Raw genomic sequence first — 23399 nt, 5'->3', positions numbered from 1 at the left:
AGGTTCATTGAACTGAACCCACAGCATGACCGAGTGCCTACAGTGATAAAGGTACAGTAGACATTACCTGTTTACTTGGGAGCATTGGATGGAAGGTTTACTTCTCTCCGTAGCCCACCGGAACTGCAACGTTTTTGATATTGTTCAGGATTGCGCCCAGGATTCGTGCATTCACATGCTCCAGAGCAGCCTTGGTTTTCTTCACCAGTTCCTTCTTGACCTTGCCCGAGTTCACGACCAGAAGCACGCCATCACACAGCGAACTCACAATGAGTGCATCCGTTACCGCGAGCACTGGCGGTGTATCAAACATGATGACATCATATTGATCCTCTAACTTCTCAATGAGCCTTTTCATCCGGTTGGAACCAATCATCTCGGAAGGGTTCGGCGGAATTGGGCCAGAAGTGAATAATTGGAGATTATCGATATAGCTCTCTCTAAGCACGTCTTCCACACTGTACTGATTAGACAGCACACTACTCAGACCGATATGATTCGGTACGGAAAATACCTGGTGCAAGGAAGGATTACGCAGATCCGCATCGATCAGCAGAACCTTTTTGCCTTCCTGGGCATAGGTTACCGCCAGGTTGCTAATGGTTGTGGTCTTGCCTTCGCCGGCTTCGGCTGAAGCCACCATGATCTTTTTGATATGACTATCGATTGAGGAGAACTGAATATTGGTCCGTAATTTACGGTATCCCTCCGAGATTTGAGATTTGGAGTTAAAATAGGTCACCAGACTGTTATTTTCATTGGTTAGCCGCGACATATTTGCCATCCCCCACTTTCTGTTGAGATACGTAATTTTTCGTATTTTTCAGATCATCTTTTTTCATTTTGGATATAACCGTAAGCACAGGCAGGCCCAGTTCTTTTTCAAGTTCACTTTCGGATTTGAATGTGTCATCCAGATAATCCATCAGGAACACAAGTGCAATCGCGAGCACAAGACCTGCGAACAGACTGACAATGATGCTTAATGTGGTTTTCATATTGATTGGAGATGCGTTACTATCCACTTTTGCTTCACTGAGGATAGCCACATTATCGATTTTCATGATTAGGGGGATTTGAGATTGGAACACGTTGGAGATGGCATTAACCGTTTTGGCGGCTTTTTCGTAGGTAGTCCCTTGTACAGTTATGCTCATCACTTGGGATTCGCTGGCTGTAGAGACGGAGGTGCTGTTCATGAGCTGAGCAGAGGTTAAGCCCAGGTCTGGATACGTAGTAGCGACTTTATCCATAATGGCGGAAGATTTAATAATTTCTCTGTATGAGTTAATGAGTTTGATATTGGTTTGGATCATGCTGAAGTCCATCATCGCCTGGCCTTGAACGTTAGAAGTCTGGTTCACGATCAATTTGGAACTTGCTTCATAGATGGGCTGGGTGAAGAAAATGCTTTTGACCCCTGCACCCACACCGGCTATCAAAGCAATTGCAACAATCAACCACAGTTTCTTTTGTAAGAGTCGAAAATATCCTTTCAGTTCCACTTTCATTCCTCCTATACGTTGTGATCTATCCTATGTAACTACCAGATGGACAGTAGCCATTTGCGAGGTTTCCAGCGTTCTGTGACCAGACACGAATTCGATAGAATGTGCGACGCATTCTCTGCCAGCCGCTTAACGGCTTCAGCTCCAAATCGACGCTCGATGGCCCGCTCTCCTTCACTTATGGCAAATGTCCTTTTGCACGTATCATGTGCATCTGATGAAATGAAATGAAACCCGTTTTCTTTGCAAAAATGAAAACACCACTGCCGAACTTTCCGTCCGAAAAGCCCAGTGAAAGATTGAGCTGTGAGCTGACATAGTCCGCCTTGACTCAAGTAATCAGCCAACAACCTTGGCTTCTTCAAAATGACACGATTACGTTCCGGATGAGCAATAATAGGGGTGATTCCCGCTATTCGTAATTCATGCAGTATCCTGGGGAACTGTGAGGGAATATGACCAAAGGGCAGTTCCAGCAACATGTAACGACTTCCGGCGAGTGTGCAGCACTTTCCTGCATATAAGTCTCCAATCAGGTTGTCATGCACCCTGATCTCCTGTCCGGGACGGATCTCCAGGCGAATGTTACGTTTGCGAAGTTCTGCGTGAAGCAGGTTCACGGCCTGATTGACCACCATCGGTTCATTGTTGTATTGCCCGTTCAGGTGATGCGGAGTAGCAATAATGGAGGTGATTCCTGAGGCTGCCGCCTTCTCAGCCATCGCAACGGACTGCTCCATTCGAACAGGACCATCATCCAGACCGGATAATATGTGGCAGTGCATTTCAACCATATCCAAACTTCCTGAAATAGTATGAGCCCCCTCGCCCCTTTATTCATTGCGCAAATGCTTTTGGTGTTAAAGAACTAATGCATAACGCTATGAAATATAGTAAAATGGCGTTAAGTACATGTTTTGTTCAGAAAATGTTAAGAATTGACTTGGAATTATATGGTGAAATCAATGTAATGATAGGGTTCCTGCAGAGCCTTTTGTTCTGTTGCCTTTTCATACTGAAAACGGGAAACCGCGGGAAACTGAACTTCAGTAAGCATTGTGTTTAACTGTCCAGTTATATATAGTTTCTGTTCGTGCTGAATATGCAAGTTTGAATGATACATTGTGAGCTCTCCGAAGGGCTGTTTCCATTGCAACCTTGCGTTAAGTCGTACACATAGATGTTGATCTTCAACATCCAAACCAATGAGCATTTCTGATGATACCGGCAAGTTCAGGTCGCTCAGGAAGGTGATTGCTTGAGTGTCCATTCCAAGTAACAGAACAGGGCGTCTTTTGCGGTCTACCATTTTCCCTTGAAACTCCTGAATGTACATATGGACATTTAATTTCATATCAGCCCATTCCTGAATTATTGAATACATGGTTTCATTCCTTTAGAATGGATTAGCCTACATGGACTGCCTCCACTTCCTTCTCACAGGTATATGGTCCAGGCAACAAGGAGATACTTAAAATATTCCAAATGATACATTTTGTAACTCCATACGTCCAATTTACGATACAATACGTATCATGTCAAGCGGTATTTGGACATGGTTCTTTTGATTTACGACAATTTGAGATGTCCTTAGACAGACCTATTTACAAATGGAAATGAGTTAAAGGAAACACATGAGGAGTTACTCTTTTGCAGGAAAGCTGCCCTGATCAAACACTTGGCTCAGGATTGTTTCAATATATATTTGATGTCGTTCAGGGGGAAATAGCTTATGAGCTACGGAAATCGCATTGCTGAATTACGGGAACAGCGGGGACTTACTCAAGAAGAACTTGCGAGCTCCATTCATATTACCAGAGCTGCTCTCTCCCACTACGAGAAGAACCGTCGTAAACCGGATTTCGAAGTGTTAACGAGACTTGCTGACATCTTTGAGGTGTCTATTGATTATCTTATAGGACGTACAAAGCAAAGCGATGTTGTGATGGATGAAGATGTACGTGAATTCGTTGATACCTTGGAGTTGTCGGATAAGGAAGTGTTGGAACGCTTCGATCTGATGATTGATGGGAAGTCTTTAACAGAAGAAGAGGCACGTCGTTTTATTGCGTTTGTCCGAATGGAACGCAGTATGGACTAAACCCGAAAAGAGGACCCAGTTCCCGAGAGATAACATCTCTGGCTTCTGGGCTTTTTTTGTGTCTTAATTCCCTTTCATTCCATGCTTGTCTATTGTGTCAAGGACGCTTGTTGTTGACGGAGGATACGAAATGGTTCCAACGCTCCGGGTCGATTCCGCATTGCAGTAAAACCTTCATGATGTCCATCTGGGTTGCTTCGACTTGTTTACCTGTCGGCCTACGATCGTCCCTGTTTGGATGCTTCATATTCATTCCGCTAACCTCTCTTATCTTTATACTTTCCCTGCCCTCCAAAACTAGCCTTATTATACTTGAGAAAGTTCCTTGATGTTGTCGTCTCATGGCGATAACGTTTTTTGAAGGGGTTCTAATTTTGTCGAAAGCAAAATAGGAGCAATATGGTGCCGGGATGGCAACCATATTGCTCCTATTATTCTTAATACAACCTGTTCATGCACTTATACGTTTGAACAAGGAAGTTCTTAACCTCCAGCACGTGCAAGTTCACGCATATTCGCTTCAAACGCTGCAAGCAGCGCTGCGTCTCCAGTCAAACCTGTTGCCTGAATCCGTTCGATCTGTTCTGTCATACGTTTGAAGTCCTTCGGAATAACCCGAACGAACTGATTCAGCGCATCTTGCCAGTTATCCAGAACGCGCTGACCGACAGCACTTCCTGTATTGGCAACATGACGTTGAATCATGCCTCGCAGATCTGCACTTTCTGCCACATCTTCGATACGCTCCAAAAGAACCATTTCCAGATTACAACGTTTCAGGAATGTGCCTTCCGGATCATACACATAGGCAATACCTCCGGACATCCCTGCTGCAAAGTTACGACCTGTATCGCCCAGTACAACGACACGTCCACCTGTCATATACTCACAACCATGGTCGCCTACCCCTTCAACGACTACTTTGGCGCCCGAGTTACGTACAGCAAATCGCTCACCCGCAATACCACGGATATACGCTTCGCCGCTTGTTGCTCCGTAGAGAGCCGTGTTACCGATAATGATATTATCTTCCGCCTCAAACGTTGCTTTCGGAGAAGGCATCACGATCAGTTTACCTCCGGACAGTCCTTTACCTACGTAGTCATTGGAATCCCCTTCAACGGTCAAGGTCATACCTTTAGGTACAAAGGCCCCAAAGCTTTGTCCGGCAGAGCCGACAAATTTGAATTTAACCGTATCTTCAGGCAATCCTGCGAGTCCATATTTGCGTGTGATCTCACTACCCAAAATGGTACCTACTGCACGGTTAACGTTTGTAATTGGAAGCACCGCTTCAACCGGTTGACCGGATTCAATAGCAGACTGTGCCAGTGGCAGCAATTGTTGCATATCCAGCGTTTCTTCCAATTGGTGATTCTGATGCTGTGTGCGGTAACGTGCAGAGCCTTCCGGCATTTCAGGCACGTGCAGCAATACAGACAGATCCACACCTTTTTTCTTCCAGTGATCTACGGCTTCTACCGTTTCGAGGCAATCTGTACGTCCGACCATCTCCTGAATCGTACGGAAACCAAGATCAGCCATGATCTCACGCACATCTTCAGCAACAAATCGCATGAAGTTAACCACATGAGCTGGATCACCCATATAATTTTTACGCAATTCCGGATTCTGTGTCGCTACACCAACCGGACAGGTATCCATTTGACAGACACGCATCATGATACAGCCAAGTGCAACGAGCGGTGCTGTAGAGAAACCATACTCTTCTGCTCCAAGCAAGGCTGCAATCGCCAAGTCACGGCCGTTAAGCATTTTACCGTCTGTTTCGAGGACAACACGGTCACGGAGATTGTTCAGCATCAACGTTTGATGTGTCTCTGCAAGACCTAGTTCCCAAGGCATACCTGCGTGGCGAATCGAACCTTGCGGTGATGCACCTGTACCACCGTCATATCCGCTGACGAGGATGATATCGGCACGGCCTTTGGCTACACCAGCTGCGATGGTACCCACGCCCACTTCCGATACAAGCTTCACGTTAATCTCAGCACGCGGATTGGCATTTTTCAAGTCATAGATCAACTCTGCCAGATCTTCGATCGAGTAGATATCGTGATGCGGTGGAGGCGAGATCAGACCTACACCTGGTGTTGAACCACGGACTTCAGCAACCCATGGATACACTTTACGTCCTGGCAGTTGTCCGCCTTCACCTGGTTTAGCTCCCTGAGCCATTTTGATCTGAATTTCATCGGCATTAACCAAGTAGTTGGATGTAACACCAAAACGTCCGGATGCGACCTGTTTAATCGCACTGCGACGGGAATCCCCGTTGCTATCTTTAATGAAGCGAGCCGGATCTTCTCCACCTTCACCGGTATTGGATTTACCTCCAACACGGTTCATAGCAATGGCAAGATCTTCATGCGCCTCTTTACTGATCGAACCGAAGGACATTGCACCTGTTTTGAAACGACGCATGATATCTTCTACGGATTCAACTTCTTCGAGTGGAATGGAATCTCCAACTGGTTTCAGTTTCAGCATGGAGCGAATGGTCAACAGTTGATCATTCTCACCTTGCACAAGTTTGGAATATTTTTTATACAGCTTGTAATCCCCAGTGCGTACCGCATGTTGCAGAGTATGAATGGTTTGCGGATTGAACAGATGCTCTTCTCCGTCGTTACGCCATTGATAATCCCCACCGGAATCCAATACTTTATCGTTACCGTCTTTTTCCGTAAAGGCACGGTTATGATGTGTCAACGCTTCGGCTGCCACTTCTTCCAACCCAATTCCACCGATACGGGAAGGTGTCCAGGTAAAGTAACGGTCAACGAAGTCTGATTTCAGACCTACCGCTTCGAATATTTGAGCCCCACGATACGATTGAATCGTAGAAATTCCCATTTTGGACAACACTTTAGTAACGCCTTTGGTAGCTGCTTTAATGTAGTTTTTCACTGCTTTCTCATGCGAGATACCACGCAGCAACCCTTGCTGAATCATGTCATCCAGCGTTTCAAAGGCCAGATAAGGGTTCACCGCACTTACACCGTAACCCAGCAGCAACGCGTAGTGGTGAATATCACGCGGTTCTGCCGATTCAAGCATAATGCTGACTTTTGTTCTGGTTCCCTGGCGAATCAGATGGTGATGCAGACCTGCTACAGCAAGCAATGCAGGAATGGCAGCATTCTCTGCGTCCACACCGCGGTCAGACAGGATCAGAATGTTATGACCTTTGTCGATGACACGGTCCGCAGCTTCGAAGAGCAGATCCATTGCTTTGCGCAGTCCTTCTGCTCCTTCCGCAGCGGTGAAGAAAATTGGAATCGTCATGGAGCGGAAGCCTGGGCGACGCACATGGCGAATCTTCGCAAAGTCTTCATTCGACAATACCGGTGTATCCAGACGGATCTGGCGACAGCTCTCCGGTTCTGGATTCAACAAGTTGCGCTCAGGTCCAATGGTTGTTGCCGTAGACGTTACAATCTCTTCACGGATTGCATCGATTGGCGGATTGGTTACCTGGGCGAACATCTGTTTAAAGTAGTTGTACAGACGCTGCGGACGATCCGACAGCACAGCCAGCGGTGCATCATAACCCATCGACCCCGTAGCTTCCATACCTGTTGTTGCCATGGGCTCCAGGATTTTACGCAATTCTTCAAATGTATAACCATATGCCAGCTGAAGCTGGGTCACGTTATCATGTTTTGGATCAGGAAGTTCCGGTGCTTCCGGCAACTCGCTCAGATCCATCAAATGCTCATCAAGCCAATCCTGATACGGATTCTCGGCTGCAATGATTGCTTTTACTTCCTCATCCGCGATGATGCGGCCTTCTTGTGTATCCACAAGCAACATCCGACCTGGGCGCAGACGATCTTTGTACAGGATCTCTTCCGGTGCGATATCAAGTACCCCAACTTCTGAGGACAGGATAATACGGTCATCCTTGGTTACATAATAACGAGCTGGACGCAAGCCGTTACGGTCAAGTGTTGCACCAATTTGCAAACCATCTGTAAAGGCCATTGCTGCTGGTCCATCCCAAGGCTCCATCATCGTGCTGTGATATTCATAGAATGCCTTTTTGGCAGGGTCCATTCCCTCATCCGTGCTCCAAGGTTCAGGAACCATCATCATGGCCACGTGTGGCAGAGAACGGCCGCTCAGATACAGGAACTCCAGTGTGTTATCAAACATGGCTGTATCCGAACCGTCTGGATTGATGACCGGTTTTACTTTCGCGATGTCGTCACCGAACAACTCGCTCTCGAACAAGGACTGTCTAGCATGCATCCAGTTCACGTTACCACGCATCGTGTTGATCTCACCGTTGTGGATCATGAAGCGATACGGGTGGGCACGTTCCCAGCTCGGGAAGGTGTTTGTACTGAAACGGGAATGCACAAGTGCAATAGCCGATTCAACAAGGTCTTGCTGCAGATCCAGATAGAACTCTCCCACCTGTTCCGTTGTCAGCATGCCTTTATATACAATTTTGCGACAAGACAAGCTTGGAAGGTAGAATGAACCGCCTTCTGCTTCATCTGCCGAATAACGAATAGCCAGCTCAGCACGTCTGCGAATAACATACAGCTTACGCTCGAATCCAAGCTCATCCTTCACATCTGCTGATCTTCCAATGAACACCTGACGTACATAAGGTTTCGCTGCAAGTGCAGAACGGCCAAGCATTTCATCAAAAGTAGGAACATCCCGGAAACCCAGGAACGTCTGTCCTTCTTCTTCAATAATCTTCTTAAGGCTCTCTTCATGTGCACTACGGATGGCAGGGTCTTGGGACATGAACAACATCCCTACGCCATAGAAACCCTGTTCAGGCAATGCAAAACCAAGACGTTCCGCTTCCTGTGCAAAATAGCGATGCGGGATCTGAATCAGGATACCTGCTCCGTCACCGGAATTTGGTTCACTTCCCTGTCCTCCACGGTGCTCCATGTTACTAAGCATGGTCAGTGCCTGACTAACGATATCGTGTGAAGGTACTCCTTTGATGTTGGCAACAAAACCCATTCCGCATGCGTCTTTTTCGAACTGCGGGTCATACAGACCCTGTTTTGGAGGTAATCCGATGTGTCTCATGGAACGCAACCTTTCTATAATGAAGTATTTCGGAAAGATCAAGAACATAGGCAACAGGCAACAATGAAACGGGAGGAGCTGGCCTTTCGCTTGCGATAGAGCCTGCTAGATAGAAGAGGGGACAGCATGAGACTGTCAAAAATAATGCCTGCTATTGGGCAGAAGCCATTAAATGAGATGAGCTGATCCGGACGATCCGGCAAACAGCATGTATAAATCATCACGCAGCCGCTGGCACGACTACTGAAATGGAGCGACGTTTTTTTGATATAGTTCTATTATTTTAACACCGACCTAACATCAGCGCAATTTAAACTTTTTAATACCTCTGATAAGAAATGTTTTGCAGTACAGCTTTACAGTAGTGACGTTTAAATTCATCTCTTTTTCGAATAATTATACACTTTTTAAGCCAGAGTACAACTGAATTAAATTGCTGACAGAAGAAAATCGTTCCATGTACAGCCTAGGTTTATCCATAATTCCACCAAATTTTCACTGCTTAAGCCAGTGAAACTTTACTTCTCTATGCATTTGTATACAAAATAGCCTGCAACCCCTTTTTGGGGTCACAGGCTATTTGCACTATTTGACTACTATATTGCATAATTTCACTACAAGAAAATAAAGTTTTTTTTCAAAAATATGACCCTGCTGAAGATCAGGTTCGACTTATGCCGTCACAACTTGACCAGAATCAGCCTGTTCGACTTCTTTTTTCGGACGTCTGCCATTCCAAAGGAAGTAAGCAAGCGTCAGCAGGATGGATACACCTGCATAGATGCTAAGAATTCCTGCCTGATGCCACATCACATCCAGATTACCACTCGATACCACGGCTTTGAAGCCCATAATGCTGTGTGTCATTGGCAACCAAGGGCTAAATGCTTGAAGCCATGATGGAATCAGTTCTACAGGGAAGGTCCCTGCACTAGCCGCAAGCTGGAAGACCAGAAGCAGAATGACAACATAACGTCCAGGCAGATCCAGCCAGGTTACAAGTGCCTGAACGATCAACATGAAGGTCAGCCCTGTAATAATGGTAAACAGATAGAACAGCCCTACGCTGTGCGTCTCCAGTCCAAGACCATATAACATGAAGCTTGCCACGATAACCGATTGGAAAATACTCACAGACCCAAATACCAGTGTCCGGCTGACAAAACGATTCCAGCCTGTTGCACCCGGTACGGACGTTTCCCGCATTTTCAATACAATCGTGGAAATCAGCGATCCCACAAACAGACCAATCGACAGGAAGAACGGTGTCAATCCTGTACCATAATTGCTCACGTTCTCTGCTGTGTTCTCCGAGGAGTTTACAGGTTCAGCGAACATGTTCACCACATCATCCGTTTTCTTAACTTCAGATGTTTTCTGTGCGGCATCATTCAGCTTGGTTGCCAGTTCACCTGAGCCATCTTTTAGCTCGGTAAGACCGTCAGCCAGTTTGCCAGCGCCATCACCCAGTTGCTTGGAACCATCGGTTAGTGAATTAACACCACCACTGAGTTTACCCACACCCGTTTGCAAAGCCGTTGTCCCTGAGCCCAGCTGCTTGGCACCATCTGCAAGCAATGTACCACCACTTGCAGCATCGCCCAGTTTGCCGCTGAACTGCTTCAGACCATCGGAGAGCTTCGCTCCTCCTTGACTAAGCTGTCCGGCACCAGCTAGCAATTGCTGCTGACCATCTACCAGTTGGTTCGCACCAGCAAGAAGTTGCTCCTGACCTCCATGAAGCTCGGCTGCACCTGCAGCCAGTTGCTGGTTGCCCTGATGCAGCTGATCTGCACCTTGTGCCAGCTTCTGCTCGCTCTCATGCAGTTGTGCACTGCCGTCAGCGACAGCCTCACTTGCTGCAAGCAGCTTCTGTACATCTGTATTTTCGGCCAGTTCGGGGTTCGATGCAGCAAGCTGTTTCAATCCGGCGGCTACGCCCTGTGCACCATCAGCAACCTTACCACTGCCATCTACAGCCGATTGCAGGCCTGTTGCCAGTGTACCGCTGCCCTGAACGGCACTTTGCAGACCATCTGACAGCTTCGCACTGCCCTGTTCTGACGATTTCAGGCCAGCCTGCAACTTACTTGTGCCATCCAGTGAAGACTGGAGTCCGGTTTCCAACTTGGCGCTGCCATCCTTCAACTGATCTGCTCCGCTCTGAAGCTGGCTCGAAGCAGCTGCCTGAAGCTGTTGCAGACCGGATACAAGATTCGATGTTCCACTTTCAAGCTTGGTTGCCCCTGTATGCAGCGCGTTAACACCATCACTTAATGGAGAAAGTCCTTCCTGAAGTTCAAGCGTTCCTGATGCAAGCTTCGCCAGGTTATCCTTAAGCTTAACAGCACCATCATCCAGTTTGCCTGCGCCGGTATTCAGTTCACCCGCCCCATCACCTGCCTCAGCCAAGCCATCCGATACTTCGGAGAACTTGTCGAGCAATGTTTCTGCATAGGATTCCGTTACTTTGGCTGAGACTTTTGCTTTCAGGTCCTTAATAGCGGTCTTACCGATCTGTGCACCGACAAAACTGTAATTGCCGTTTGGTTCATAGATCAGATCAGCCGGCTCCGGCTTGTCATCGAGCAATGTTGTTGCTTGGGATGAGAAGTTCTCCGGAATCGTAATTTGCATATAATATTTGTCATTACTCATGCCTTCTTTGGCTTGACTCGCACTGACAAAATCCCATTTGAAATCGGCATTTTTCTTCAGTTCATCCACCAGATCACTACCCACATGGAGGGATTTGCCCTCCAGCTCAGCGCCTTTATCCAGATTGACAACGGCAACCGGCATCTCATCCACATGACCATACGGGTCCCAATAGGCTGCCAGATAGATGCCACTATATAGGATCGGTATGAACATTATTGCAATAACAGGGATCAACACCTTCGGGTTTCTCACGGCCGATCCCACATCCTTGAAAAACACGGATAAAGATTTCATGTCATTTTCTCCCCTTAATCTCTCTGCTCCATGAGCAGGAATAACCATAATGAAATACAATGTCGCATTCCAGAAAACATACTGAAATACGAAGTGACCACTTTCCTCAAACGGTCACTTTAGGACAAAAAAACAACCTGTCTTCCGACAAGCCTCCCTGCTTGATACGCGTAAAAATCCTTATATTATAGTAGATTAAATTCGGATTACGTTACAGCAGCAATTCCTTCCATTAAGAAAAGGCGAAAGTAAGTCTTAATTTCCTCTTTGCTCAGCGGTTGATGTTGTTTGCTCCAGTCTGAAGTGAGTGCAATGTACAGGCGAATCATCATAAATGCGACGACTTGCGGATCACAATCTCGAATCTCTCCATTGTCTTTTGCTTTCTCAAGCTCCTTAGCCAGAAAGTCGGAGATTACTTTCTCCACCTTGTCCAATCCTTCCTTGGCCTGCAGCGTTCCAAAGTCCTTCAGCTCCTGAGATAACTTAACGAGCAGATCGTGATCACGACGAAACTCTAACAATGCATCCAGTACCCGAAACAGATTATCGAAAAATGCACTTTCCTGATGTACTTCACGATGCGCGATGTTTTTCATTTCCTGAATCACTTCTACCAGGATCTGATCAAACAATTGTTCCTTATTGGTGAAAAACGTATAGATCGTTCCTTTGCCAACGTTCGCAATCTTGGCGACCTGATCCATCGTCGTTGCTTTATATCCAAACATGGCAAACGACTGGGCTGCTGCATGAATAACCTGCTGTCTCCTGTCAATCGGAGCCATCGTATCCCTCCTTTAATCACGTTCATTGTTCAATCGCTCTACATAAATGACCAAAAATACAATTCAGTCATTCGGTCAAAAACTACAATACCACCTTCAAAAACAGATTGCAACCCTAACATTTTAAAAATTGTGTTAATATTTTTTAACCTAAATGCAGTGGAAACTCCTTCTGTCGTCGTCTATAGTGTAAGATGACTCAGATAATACGTGTATATAATGAAGTTTAGTTTGTCTCATTGTAAGATATATGGTGTAAATATTCATAGAAGAAACATGATTTTGTGCTTCAATGTATATTCATGTAGTAACGCATTCCATAGCTAGAATAAACAATGAATTAAAACTTATGAATAAAGGTGAACTCATGCGAAAACCAAGAGTGCTCTTATTATCGGAAGGTTTCGGTACCGGTCACACTCAGGCCGCTCATGCGCTGGCACATGGCATCAAAAAAGTCAGTCCACATGTTCACAGTCGTGTCATTGAACTAGGCAAATTTTTGAACCCAACGGTAGCTCCACTAATTTTCTCTGCATATCGAAAGACACTATCGGTTCAACCCAAACTGGTCAGCCTGTTGTACCGCACACAGTACAATAAATCATTAAATGGTTTTACCAAGCTGGCGTTGCACCGAATTTTCTATACACAGACGGCACAGGTCGTATCCCAACTGAAACCCGATGCAGTGATTTGTACCCATCCTTTTCCGAATGCTGTCATCTCCCGGCTCAAACGCCAGGGTCTGAATATCCCGCTCTATACGGTCGTGACGGATTATGACGTGCACGGAACATGGATTAATCCGGAAGTGAACAAATATCTGGTCTCTACCCCTCAGGTCAAAGCATTGCTTGAGATCCGGGGTGTCGATCCCTCCCATATTCAGATCACGGGAATACCTGTGCATCCAGACTTCTGGGAAGCAGGAGATAAGGTGAAGCTACGGGAAGAGATGGGGCTTCAGAACATGCCTACGGCGCTACTTATGGGTGGCGGATGGGGACTTTCGTTTGATGAGGATCATATGAAAGCTCTCACGTCTTGGGCAGATCGTGTTCAATTGGTCTTCTGTCTAGGAAGTAATGAAAAAATGATTGCAAAAATGAAGGAAATGCCTTGCTTCCAGCATCCGAATATTCGTATTTTGGGATATACACGGGAAGTAAGCAAACTGATGGATTTATCCGATGTGCTGATTACGAAGCCAGGTGGTATGACATGCACTGAAGCGTTGGCCAAGGGTCTACCGATGTTGTTCATTCCTCCAATTGCAGGTCAAGAGGAAGAGAACTGTGAATACTTTGTACAAGCCGGATACGGCCAGGTCATTCACTCTGCCGACGTGATCACCAATCGTTTCAGACAACTAGTTGAGCAGGCATCTACTCAAACTGAAAGCCCGCTGAACGTAGCGCATCATTCAGGTAACCATTCGGTCTATGATCCGAAGTGCTGTGCTCAAGCTGTTCATGACTTATTGTTTCCAACGACAGCCGATGTCACAACAACCTCCTTGGAGCGCTTCACAGCCGGAATTACTGCCACGTCCTTGTCAGGTACCAGAATACCATTCTGACGCCTCTACGGACCTATAGAATAGCTCTCACGAGGTGTTATAGGGGACAAGACAATTGCTCACGATATACAAAGAAGGTTCCCTTCCGCATTTTTGGAAGGGAACCTTCTTTTATTTTCACGAATTCCACCGTATGATTTGGCAGAAAAAAGGGTAATTTAGAGTATAACGATATTTTTAAATAACGAAATAAAACTACGATTCAGGCTTTTTCAAGGGCCGTGTGATGCACACACAGTTAACTACCCTGCCTGTTTGCAGAATTTACGGGTCGATTACTTGTAAAAAGTATGATGACCGATCGTTTTTACTTTTTTCTGCGAACGAGCAACTGTCAGATCGTCGGCAAGCGTCAATGATAAGAAATAATACGTATCATCGGCAACTTCCTTCTTCCCGTTCAACGCAGCATTCACTGCTTTGATGCTGTCCTCGTTGGGAACCACACGCTTCATGCGTCCGTTCGCTACAGGACTAAACTGGGATTTCTGATAGATGACCTTGTAAATGGTATCGGGAAAATTGGCTGACCGCAGCCGGTTTAAGACAACATTGGCAACTGCCACTTTGCCTTCGTACGGTTCACCTTCCGCTTCTGCCATGACGATTTTTTGCAGCAGATGCAGTTCTTTATCGGACACACTGTATGACCAGGTTGCAAGTTTCGAGTCTTCCTGGTTCAGAAGTTTGGTCCGTGTAAAGTATAGTTTTTGGGGGGGAGTTGTTACAGCAGCGACTTCTTTGGCACGTTTCACTTTGGCCAATTTCAGTGCAGCTTCTTTTTTGGCTTTGGCCGCAGCTACCGCTCTAGCTTTGTTCTTGGCCTTGGCTTCTTGCAATTCCTGCTCTTCTTGAGCAGTTGTAAGCCAGTTCTTCGCTGGCAGAGATTCAGTCCACGCTACAGTTTGGGCAGACAGATTAGAGGACAGACTTGTCCCATCTTCCATCATGCGCCTCTCTTCTTGCGTAGATGTTTGATTATTTTGCCCAGAAGCCGCAAGTTCGGTCATCTGTTTACTATCACTAGCTTCATTCCACTTCCCCGTCGCCTGAACGACATTTACCCCCACTATACATACAAGCAGCACTGATAACATCGGTGCTACCCAACGATTTTTGCTTATAATGTTCATTCGAAGATTCCTCCTGTCGAAACAATTCCCTTAACTAAGTAACCCAAAAAAAAGAATTTGAATAACGATGGCTAATATTACATAGGGATAAACGTTATGTCAATGTGATTTTATGGCATAAAAATGATTATCAGGAAAAAGTGAACGTGTCCACTACCTCATACATTGGCGATTGGCCAAGCCTTGTCACATAAAGTACAATGTCCTCCACCATCCATGAATTAACACCTGTGGAATGTTCCGGAAGCACTCCAGATACCCCTTTATTCTCATTACCTGGAACCTGTCCCAGATATTTTCTGGCAATGGTAATGTGGGGAGCATAAGGTCTTAATTCAGCTTCATACCCAAGGGGCGAAGTCGCCTGCACGATTTGTTTTTGCAATGAAAACAAGCGCTCTATCTCTCCGCTAACACCTTTCCAAAGCACCTTAGGTGCTTCTTCAAGCCCAAATGTGCCCCAGTCGGAAAGCTGAAGTTCAAACGGCTGGAATCCGCTTGTTGCTGAGCGCAATGCTTTTCGCAGGTGTCCGATGTCACTAACTAACGTATCCCCCAGAAATTGCAAGGTTATATGATAATCTCTATGATCTGTCCATTTACGAAAATCCAGCTTGTTCTGTACAAGCCTCGCATCCATCTGAAGAGACTGCTGAACAGCAACAGGAAGACGAATGGCTACAAACAATCTTTCCCGTCGGGAGGAATGATCCTGATGTGATTGGTTATTCATTGCATACACCTCTCTAAAGTTCGCTCTATTATTTCATAACTATACATATCGTTTCAAGTTGGGTAAGTATAGAGTGACACAAATATAACCATTTGCAAATAAGGCTAGATTCCTGCATTTCCCACCTTAATGCACATCCAACACCAAATCTGATACACTTTAATTATCAAACTCATCAAACTATTTATCTCAGGAGGACCACACATTATGGGTAAAATTGTATGTTTTCCATCTCTATCCGAAGAACAGCAAGAGCGCATTCAGAATGCTGCACCGGGATACACCCTGAAATTCGGAAAAGCCAAGGAATTGGATCCCGCTGAGTTGAAAGAAGCTGAGGTTATTTTAGGTTGGTCCCCACTCGTCACAGAGCATGCATTGAAACAGGACAGCCTGTTGAAGTGGGTTCAGGTCTGGTCTGCTGGTGTAGACAATCTCCCCTTCGCAGATTTGCAACAAAAGAACATTCAGGTCACCAGTGCAAATGGAGTTCACGCGATTCCTATCACCGAAATTATTCTGGGCATGATGTTATCCCACAGTCGCTGGCTGAGACAAGCTATGCTGCATCAACAACAGGCCGAATGGAAAGCTCCTGCCAAACCACTACCGGAACTGCATGGCAAAACAGCGGTCATCGTTGGTGTAGGTGAGATCGGTACGGAAACAGCCCGTATTCTCAAAGCACTCGGCATGCACACAATCGGAGTTCGCCGCTCAGGTAAGGATGTCCCCAATGTGGACCAAATGTACGACATGACCGGTTTACATGAAGCCTTGAGCCAAGGCGATTATGTAATTAACATTTTACCGCTAACTGATGAAACCAAACATATATATGATCAAACTGCATTTGAGCAGTTCCGATCCGGTGCCTGCTTCGTCAATGTGGGCCGTGGCCCTAGTGTGAAAACGGAAGCGTTGCTGAATGCACTCCAAAACGGTCAAGTTGCTTTCGCTGCACTGGACGTGTTCGAAGAAGAACCTCTTCCTGCAGACCACCCGCTATGGAGCATGGATAACGTGTTAATTACGCCCCATATCGCAGGAAGTACAGAGCAATACGCGGATCGAGCAGTCGATATTTTCGTCAAAAATCTGGAAGCTTACGTCGCTGGCGATACCCTGCCGGTGAACCTTGTGGATTATAGTCATAAATATTAACACAAACACCCGTTCCCATGCAATATTGTGCAAATCAAATCAACGATTTCAATAGAACTAAAAAATATTTACACTTGCAACTTCGATGACAGAACAACCTTCCGATCACTGTTATTCCCAGATTTTTTTAATTCACTTGTAGAAAGGTTAAAATCTGTGAATAAAGGTGAACGCTCCGCTTCTTCAGGTTATTTCTGTCCTCTACGTTCTCGTGTAAATCATTAGTTCAATTGAAATGTACACAGTAAAAAAACTCTACCTCTGGAAATTTCCCTAGAGGTAGAGTGTTTGTTTTTTTACGCTTACATACAAAGCCAAATATGACGTATAAACGTGCCTTTGTGTACTGTTCGGTACTCTTTTACAGCCCATCCCACTTCCAACAAGTGCTCTTCTACCCACTCTGTGGAAACAATCACTGCCCGTTTTGCCAATCTGCGCAAACTCTCCAGCATGGCTCGTTGCTCAGCATCCGGAAGTACAGAGCAGAGATTATAGGGCATGTCCAGAATTGCTGCATCATACAAATCTTGCAGCTCATTCATATCCCCCAGTGTGATTCGATCCGAATCATACCCATAATGCGGCAGATTGATACGTGCACCTCGGACAGCCAGCGGATTGAGATCGTTACCTTTTGCATCAATTCCCATGGATAAAGCCTCAATTACAACCGTTCCCATACCGCAGCATGGATCAAGCAAGAGATGGTTTTCTACTCTCGGAACAGCAATATTAACCAGCGCTCTGGCGAGCGTGATGCCAAATCCAGTCGAGTAATTTTGCGGCTTCTGCCGGTGAATCTGCCATGATCGATCCGCTTCTGTCCACTGGCCCAAGATCCATTTTTCTCCTGTTTGGATTAGGCCGAAAGTCACCTTAGGTTGTTTCATCTGTGCCTTGCCCTTAATGCACATGCCGATTTCTTTTTCCAGTTGACGAGACTGTGCATAATCAGGGGTATGGTCCCCTTCTTTCAGACAAACCACCTTAAATGTCTCTTCAGGCAACAGATGAATATCTCTGGCAAGAGGAAGCAAATCAGTCACGGCATCCCCTTCGCCGATCACGTCAAGTCTGCCATGGATAAAAGGACTACGTCCAGGTGGAATACATCGTTCAGACCACACATACGACCCCATATCCATAGGGATCTCCGAACTCGGTTCAAGCAGCGTATTCAGCTCCAGCATGCATAATTCTTGCTCGTTCTCGTGGCAAGCAAAGGTGTAGAGGTGTTTTCCAGAAGTAGCGTAAATACCAAGTGTTTCATCAGGCAAAATCCCCCTCTCCTTCCTTCATTAATCATGTTTCTTCTATATAAATAGTAAGCTCATTGAAGACATATCAAATACGACTCATACGTTTGCTTCAGGTAGTCATTGTATACAATGTTAGGCTCCTAAACAACTATCCATTTCCTTGCACGTATCTATTTGGAAAGAAAAAAGTAAGGTGTTCCCATTGTTTAGGAACGCCTTACTTTATTTTGAGATTATAACATTGGAAACCTAATCATTATTGCTGGCAAACGTTATAGGCCAACAGCTCATATATCATACTGATTTCTCACCAATCGCCGCCTGCTTGATTCCAGCTTCTTCTATTATAAGAAGAAGGTTATATTTTTAATTTTTCAATGGATGTAAGCAAATCTTCCGATAATTCTTTCAGACTTTGAATGTTGCCGCTAATCGTTTCCATGGAACTTACCTGCTCTTCCGCCGATGCAGAAACTTCTTCCACACTCGCTGCCGATTGTTCCGAAACAGCGGAAATCTGCTGACTGAAATCATTCATTCGTCCGCTTGCCTCCTGCATACCTGCGAGACCATCTGTCATCGTGCTGATGACACCAACCATGCCTTCCACCGATTCGTTAATTGTACGGAAGAGTTGACCTGAAGCAAGCACATGTTCCTGACCCAGTTCGGTCTCCTGAACGCCCGTACGTAATTCCGCAACTACCCCTTGTGACTCCTGCTGAATATCCTCGGTAATCGCTGTGATCTCTTCGACCGAAGTCTGCACAGCCTCAGATAACTTCCGCACTTCTGATGCAACTACAGCGAATCCGCGTCCACTCTCTCCCGCACGTGCTGCCTCAATGGAGGCATTCAATGCCAGCAGATTGGTTTGACGTGCAATGTCATGAATGACCTGAACCAGCTTGGAAATATCTTCATTTTTACGATTCAACCGTTCCATCTTGTTCATGGAAGCCGAGACCGAACCGGAAATCTGTTGCATCTGCTGCACCGACTGTTCCATCGCCTTGCGACCATTCAGCCCTTGCTCCAGTACAAGATCCGACATGACGCGCAGCTGGCTACCTTGTTCCGTATGATTCTGAATGTGATCATTCAACACTTCAACCGTACGAGCTGATTCCACGGCTGTCTCTGCCTGGCTCTCCGCGGCCTTGGCTGACTCTTCCATGGTCACAGCAATTTGGCGACTACCAATCTTAACCTCTTCTGAGGATATTGCAAGTTCTCCACTTTGCAGATTGACAGCTTGCGCAATTCGTCTGACGCTCAGAACCATGGAAGTCAGGTTACCTTTCATGTCATTCACCGCTTTGGCCAGAACACCGACTTCATCCTCATGTTTGGTATGTATGTCCTGAACATTCAGTTGGCCTTCTGCAATCAGTTTCACCGCACTAATGACACGTAGCAGTGGTTTCACGACCTGTGAACGAATAATCGGAATGCTGATCGCTGTAATGACAATCATGACAAGAACACCGATAATGATGATTAACCTACCATCCTGCACCGATCGGATCGTTTGGGACGCCGCCAGATTGGACTGTTCCTGATTGTATTCCACGAGATAATCGAGATCGACTTGCATAGTGTCAAAGGAATCAGCACCTTTATCAGCTACTTCCTTCGCCAGCTGTGTCTGACCCTCATCACTCAGCTTGATCGATTGCGTATTAATCTTGAGATATGCTTCCCATTTGTTCTTGAACGCAGACCAGTGTTCGAGCTCTTCCGCAGACTTCTCCTGCTGATCATAAATTTTAATCGCCTGCGTCGTCTCACGAATATACTTGGTACGCTCTTCTGACAAAAATGCCTTGTCTGTTTCTTCCGCGTCAAAGTGACGATAACTTAGTGACAGGACATGCTCTGTGGTATAGTTTAACCGATTAATTTGCTGGATTGATGGCATCCAATTGTTCGTAATTTCATTGGTATTGGTTTCAATTGAATTCATCCGGGTGACAATCGTGACACTCAAAACAATTAAACAGAGGATTAACAAGTAGAACGCGATGCTGATACGCAGACCGATACTCTTGATCTTGAATCTGCTGAACATATGATTTCCCCCTTGACCTCTTCGGTCATCCCGAATGCAGGTGCGTTTGTCATTGTTTTCCCCTTCTTTTGACCTCTTGTCAAAAGAACTTATCTATATTATATCGATAGGAAAATAGACGTAAAGTATTATAACATTATTTTGTCATTAAGATGCTTGGTTTTGTAAAAGATTGTTGAATCTTGACAAAGTTCAAACCGAAGAGCTGCAGCATACGGTAAAGTCCCGATCTGCAGCTCTTCGGTTTGTTCGGATTTCAACGGCTAACATCATAAAGCGATCAGCCTAGTTCAGTATTGCTGTCTTATGCTCAGCCAGCAATCGATATGAATCCAACCTGCGCTTATAATCTGGTCCTGCCGTAACCAGAAGCAACCTCTCCGTATCCAACCTGCTACTCACCTGTTGCAATCGCGCCCATACCTGCTCAGCTGTACCTGCATAGTGCCGCACCGATTCTTTATGATCAATAACGGCTGCATCATTCGTGTTAGAGACCGTGATACCACTTGAATTCGGCTCAGTTGAACGTTCTTTCCCATTTGCCTCGCGTCTCTCCATCATGTCACGACTCCAGGCCATAGCATCCGTCTCCGACTCGGCACACAATACGCTGACTGCCACCATAACCTCAGGCTCCTTCATCGTTGCACTAGGAATAAATCCTTCCCGGTATCGCTTTACAGCCTCTGTACCATCGGCATCACTCATGAATTGACCAAATACATATCCCATGCCAAACCGTGCCGCAAATTCTGCACTCTTCACGTTAGTTCCCAACATCCAGAGTGATAACGGAAGCTTGGGAATCGGACGAGCTGTCACGGGATGATCCTCGTACATGTAGCGGTCTTCGAGCAATTCTGTGAGTGCTGCAAGTGATTCGGGCAGCTTGGACACATGCTGCAAGTAATTGCCACTGAGTGCCATCGTGGCATGAGGTCCACCGCCAGGAGCACGTCCGAGCCCAAGCTCAATGCGCCCCGGATAGAGCGCAGCCAGCAGGCGGAACGACTCCGCAACCTTGAGTGGGCTATAATGCGGCAACAAGACCGCACCAGAGCCAAGTTGGATCGTTGTCGTCCTTGCTCCGATGTGGGATAACAGTACTTCGGGAGAGGCCGATGCCAATTCAGCCATATCATGATGCTCTGATGTCCAGTATCGGGCGTATCCCCAAGACTCGGCATGTTGCGCAAGTGTAACCGATTGTTGAAGTGCCTGTTCCGCTGTGGCATCGTTTAACCTTGGAACAAGGTCAAGTACGCCCAGACTGAACGTCTCACTCATTCGCTTAGCCACGCGTCTCATCTCCCTTTATATCGGTTCATTTTAATCCAGATCGTAGATCGAACCCACCTTCAGACCGTAGAGTTCATTATATATTTTCTCGGCAAATGCATCCGTCATTCCTGCGATATAATCGATCACCATGTGTTCCCAAGTCCAGATCGGCTGGGCTTTTGCCTGATCCTTCTCATAACGCTGCAGCCAGTCAGATGGAATAATGGATTTGGACGTTTCTGGATCAAGAAATGCATCCCATAATCGCTTAATCATCCACTCACTTCGCTTCTGTAGCCGCTGCACACGCAGGTCACGAATCATGGTTACCCAGGCAAAACTCTTGAGCACACTCACCGTACGCAACATATCGAGGTCTTCAGCCCCTTCACGGACAAAAGTTACCTTCTTCCAGTCGCCGTCGTCAATAACGCCCAGGCTACCTACAAAAAAGCTCACCCAATACGCTTTCACTTCACGACGGGTACGCGAGTAATCATGCTCGCAGAACGGCATCTTCTCATTCCAGATGCGCAGGAACGAAGCGAGGACCTCTTCTACCTTTTGCCCAATCGCTTCTCGGGTCCATCCGTTCCAGAACAGATCCTCCAGCGTTGTAATCTTATCCACAATCAGTCGATTCACATGCGGATCTTGCAGGAAATGCTCATGTACTTCAATTTTGCCTGCTTTGATGCCATCCTCCAGGTCATGTGAGGAGTACGCAATATCGTCGCAGAGATCCATCAGCTGTGCTTCCAGCGTCTTCTTGCCTGCCGGCACGTTCCAGCGATCACGGATCTCCCGAATATATTGCCACTCATGATGATACATGCCTTTCTTGCTCTCTGTCCCGGGGTACGGATACTTGTTGATTCCAAGCAATACCGCATCAGACAGGTTCAGTCCGTCGATATCTTCACGTTTCTCCAAGTGCATAATGAGACGGAAGTTGTGCGCATTGCCTTCAAAATGCTCATATTTCCGTTTTAACTCGGCACGGACTTCAGACTCGACCTTGGGAACTTTGGCGCTGCGGCTTTTTTTCATGATTTTCTTAGCTTCGGTGTTGATGAGGTCATCCAGAATACCATCCAATACTTCTTCACCTTTATGTCCAAACGGCGGGTGACCGAAATCATGTGCGATTGCAGCACACTCCACCACTTCTGAATCAATAATAAGGCCGGGGTTATCCGCACGGTCCCAGTCCACCTCGGGAAAACGACGAATCAGGCTGCGGGCAGCCTCTCGTGCAATCTGCGCCACCTCCAGGGAATGGGTCAAACGAGTACGATAATAATCACCCGTTCCTGCACCAAACACCTGCGATTTGCCCTGTAACCGACGGAAGGTCGGTGAATGAATGAGTCTCGAATAGTCCCGTTCATACGCTGCACGAGATCCATCCAATTTGGTTAATTCAGGATATTGTCTATGTTCTCTCAGATCGTTCCATTGCATGGGGATCACTCCTAGCCGACTGTCTCTATTTTGAGTGATTATACACAACATCTGTGGTTTCGAAAAGTAAAACCTGTCTGCGATTGTCATCTCTTCTTACATCAACTTGTAATAAACAGTCCTCTTCTCTTATTATACCCTGCCAGACTATCATCCGTGCATCTAAATGATAATGATTCATATTGAACTCATTATTCACATATGCTTGCTCACATGGCAGAACAACCCTAAGTATTCACGGTGCCAGCAGGTGGCCGTTCCGGTTACGGATC

General features: G+C 46.2%; 17 protein-coding genes. 3 read left to right on the top strand and 14 right to left on the bottom strand.

The genetic code is table 11. From position 1 onward, the window contains the following. Positions 1–97 precede the first annotated feature (97 nt). From MHB85_RS06430 to MHB85_RS06415, 4 genes are all read right to left on the bottom strand, one after another. Positions 98–775, bottom strand: a complete 678-nt coding sequence (locus MHB85_RS06430) for a CpsD/CapB family tyrosine-protein kinase (RefSeq protein WP_091015443.1) — start codon at positions 773–775, stop codon at positions 98–100. Beyond that, positions 756–1511, bottom strand: a complete 756-nt coding sequence (locus MHB85_RS06425) for a YveK family protein (protein ID WP_197997772.1) — start codon at positions 1509–1511, stop codon at positions 756–758. Before MHB85_RS06425 ends, MHB85_RS06430 begins: the two co-directional genes overlap by 20 nt. A gap of 32 nt (positions 1512–1543) precedes the next feature. Beyond that, positions 1544–2302 (bottom strand): tyrosine-protein phosphatase, encoded by a 759-nt coding sequence (locus MHB85_RS06420; RefSeq protein ID WP_105597655.1) that lies wholly within the window; start codon positions 2300–2302, stop codon positions 1544–1546. Positions 2303–2457: 155 nt separating this feature from the next. Continuing rightward, entirely contained in the window at positions 2458–2862 is a 405-nt protein-coding gene (locus MHB85_RS06415; protein ID WP_341072648.1) for a hypothetical protein, read from the bottom strand. A gap of 378 nt (positions 2863–3240) precedes the next feature. On the opposite strand from MHB85_RS06415, the gene MHB85_RS06410 reads away from it, so the two are divergent. Beyond that, the gene (locus MHB85_RS06410; RefSeq protein WP_017690127.1) at positions 3241–3609 is read left to right on the top strand and encodes a helix-turn-helix domain-containing protein; all 369 of its coding nucleotides are present in this window, start codon (positions 3241–3243) and stop codon (positions 3607–3609) included. A gap of 97 nt (positions 3610–3706) precedes the next feature. Here MHB85_RS06410 and MHB85_RS06405 read toward each other — a convergent pair whose 3' ends face one another. The 4 genes from MHB85_RS06405 to MHB85_RS06390 all read right to left on the bottom strand — a co-directional run bounded on the left by MHB85_RS06405 (position 3707) and on the right by MHB85_RS06390 (position 12434). Beyond that, positions 3707–3862, bottom strand: coding sequence for a hypothetical protein (locus tag MHB85_RS06405; protein ID WP_017690128.1), 156 nt, complete (start codon positions 3860–3862; stop codon positions 3707–3709). 230 nt (positions 3863–4092) lie between these two features. After that, on the bottom strand, positions 4093–8691 hold the full coding sequence (gene gltB / locus MHB85_RS06400) for a glutamate synthase large subunit (RefSeq protein WP_210109519.1): 4599 nt from the start codon (positions 8689–8691) through the stop codon (positions 4093–4095). Between the two features lie 672 nt (positions 8692–9363). After that, positions 9364–11646 carry a YhgE/Pip family protein gene (locus MHB85_RS06395; protein WP_210109520.1) on the bottom strand — a complete coding sequence of 761 codons (2283 nt, stop codon included), beginning with the start codon at positions 11644–11646 and terminating at the stop codon, positions 9364–9366. Between the two features lie 206 nt (positions 11647–11852). Further along, positions 11853–12434, bottom strand: coding sequence for a TetR/AcrR family transcriptional regulator (locus MHB85_RS06390; RefSeq protein WP_036611349.1), 582 nt, complete (start codon positions 12432–12434; stop codon positions 11853–11855). 367 nt (positions 12435–12801) lie between these two features. Here MHB85_RS06390 and MHB85_RS06385 point away from each other — a divergent pair, with 367 nt between their 5' ends. Continuing rightward, a complete protein-coding gene (locus MHB85_RS06385; RefSeq protein ID WP_091015453.1) occupies positions 12802–14016 on the top strand; it encodes an MGDG synthase family glycosyltransferase in 1215 nt (404 codons plus the stop codon). A 275-nt stretch (positions 14017–14291) separates the two neighbouring features. Here the strand turns inward: MHB85_RS06385 and MHB85_RS06380 are convergent, their stop codons facing one another. Together MHB85_RS06380 and thpR are read right to left on the bottom strand one after the other, a co-directional pair. Continuing rightward, positions 14292–15149, bottom strand: coding sequence for a cell wall hydrolase (locus MHB85_RS06380; protein WP_091015454.1), 858 nt, complete (start codon positions 15147–15149; stop codon positions 14292–14294). A gap of 130 nt (positions 15150–15279) precedes the next feature. Further along, positions 15280–15882, bottom strand: a complete 603-nt coding sequence (gene thpR, locus MHB85_RS06375) for an RNA 2',3'-cyclic phosphodiesterase (RefSeq protein WP_091015456.1) — start codon at positions 15880–15882, stop codon at positions 15280–15282. A gap of 207 nt (positions 15883–16089) precedes the next feature. Between thpR and MHB85_RS06370 the strand changes: the two genes are divergently transcribed. Beyond that, complete coding sequence (locus MHB85_RS06370) at positions 16090–17046, top strand: D-2-hydroxyacid dehydrogenase (protein WP_192133055.1); 957 nt, start codon at positions 16090–16092, stop codon at positions 17044–17046. A 302-nt stretch (positions 17047–17348) separates the two neighbouring features. Here MHB85_RS06370 and MHB85_RS06365 read toward each other — a convergent pair whose 3' ends face one another. From MHB85_RS06365 to MHB85_RS06350, 4 genes are all read right to left on the bottom strand, one after another. Next, positions 17349–18326, bottom strand: coding sequence for a TRM11 family SAM-dependent methyltransferase (locus MHB85_RS06365; protein WP_091015459.1), 978 nt, complete (start codon positions 18324–18326; stop codon positions 17349–17351). Between the two features lie 340 nt (positions 18327–18666). Beyond that, the gene (locus MHB85_RS06360; RefSeq protein WP_091015461.1) at positions 18667–20379 is read right to left on the bottom strand and encodes a methyl-accepting chemotaxis protein; all 1713 of its coding nucleotides are present in this window, start codon (positions 20377–20379) and stop codon (positions 18667–18669) included. Between the two features lie 285 nt (positions 20380–20664). Then, positions 20665–21690 (bottom strand): MsnO8 family LLM class oxidoreductase, encoded by a 1026-nt coding sequence (locus MHB85_RS06355; RefSeq protein WP_179198478.1) that lies wholly within the window; start codon positions 21688–21690, stop codon positions 20665–20667. Between the two features lie 21 nt (positions 21691–21711). Beyond that, entirely contained in the window at positions 21712–23127 is a 1416-nt protein-coding gene (locus tag MHB85_RS06350; protein ID WP_076209597.1) for a deoxyguanosinetriphosphate triphosphohydrolase family protein, read from the bottom strand. Positions 23128–23399: the final 272 nt, after the last annotated feature.

The organism is Paenibacillus sp. FSL K6-4396, from assembly GCF_038002525.1.
In the GTDB taxonomy this organism is placed as follows: domain Bacteria; phylum Bacillota; class Bacilli; order Paenibacillales; family Paenibacillaceae; genus Paenibacillus; species Paenibacillus amylolyticus_B.
This window is presented reverse-complemented; position numbering and strand designations above follow the sequence as displayed.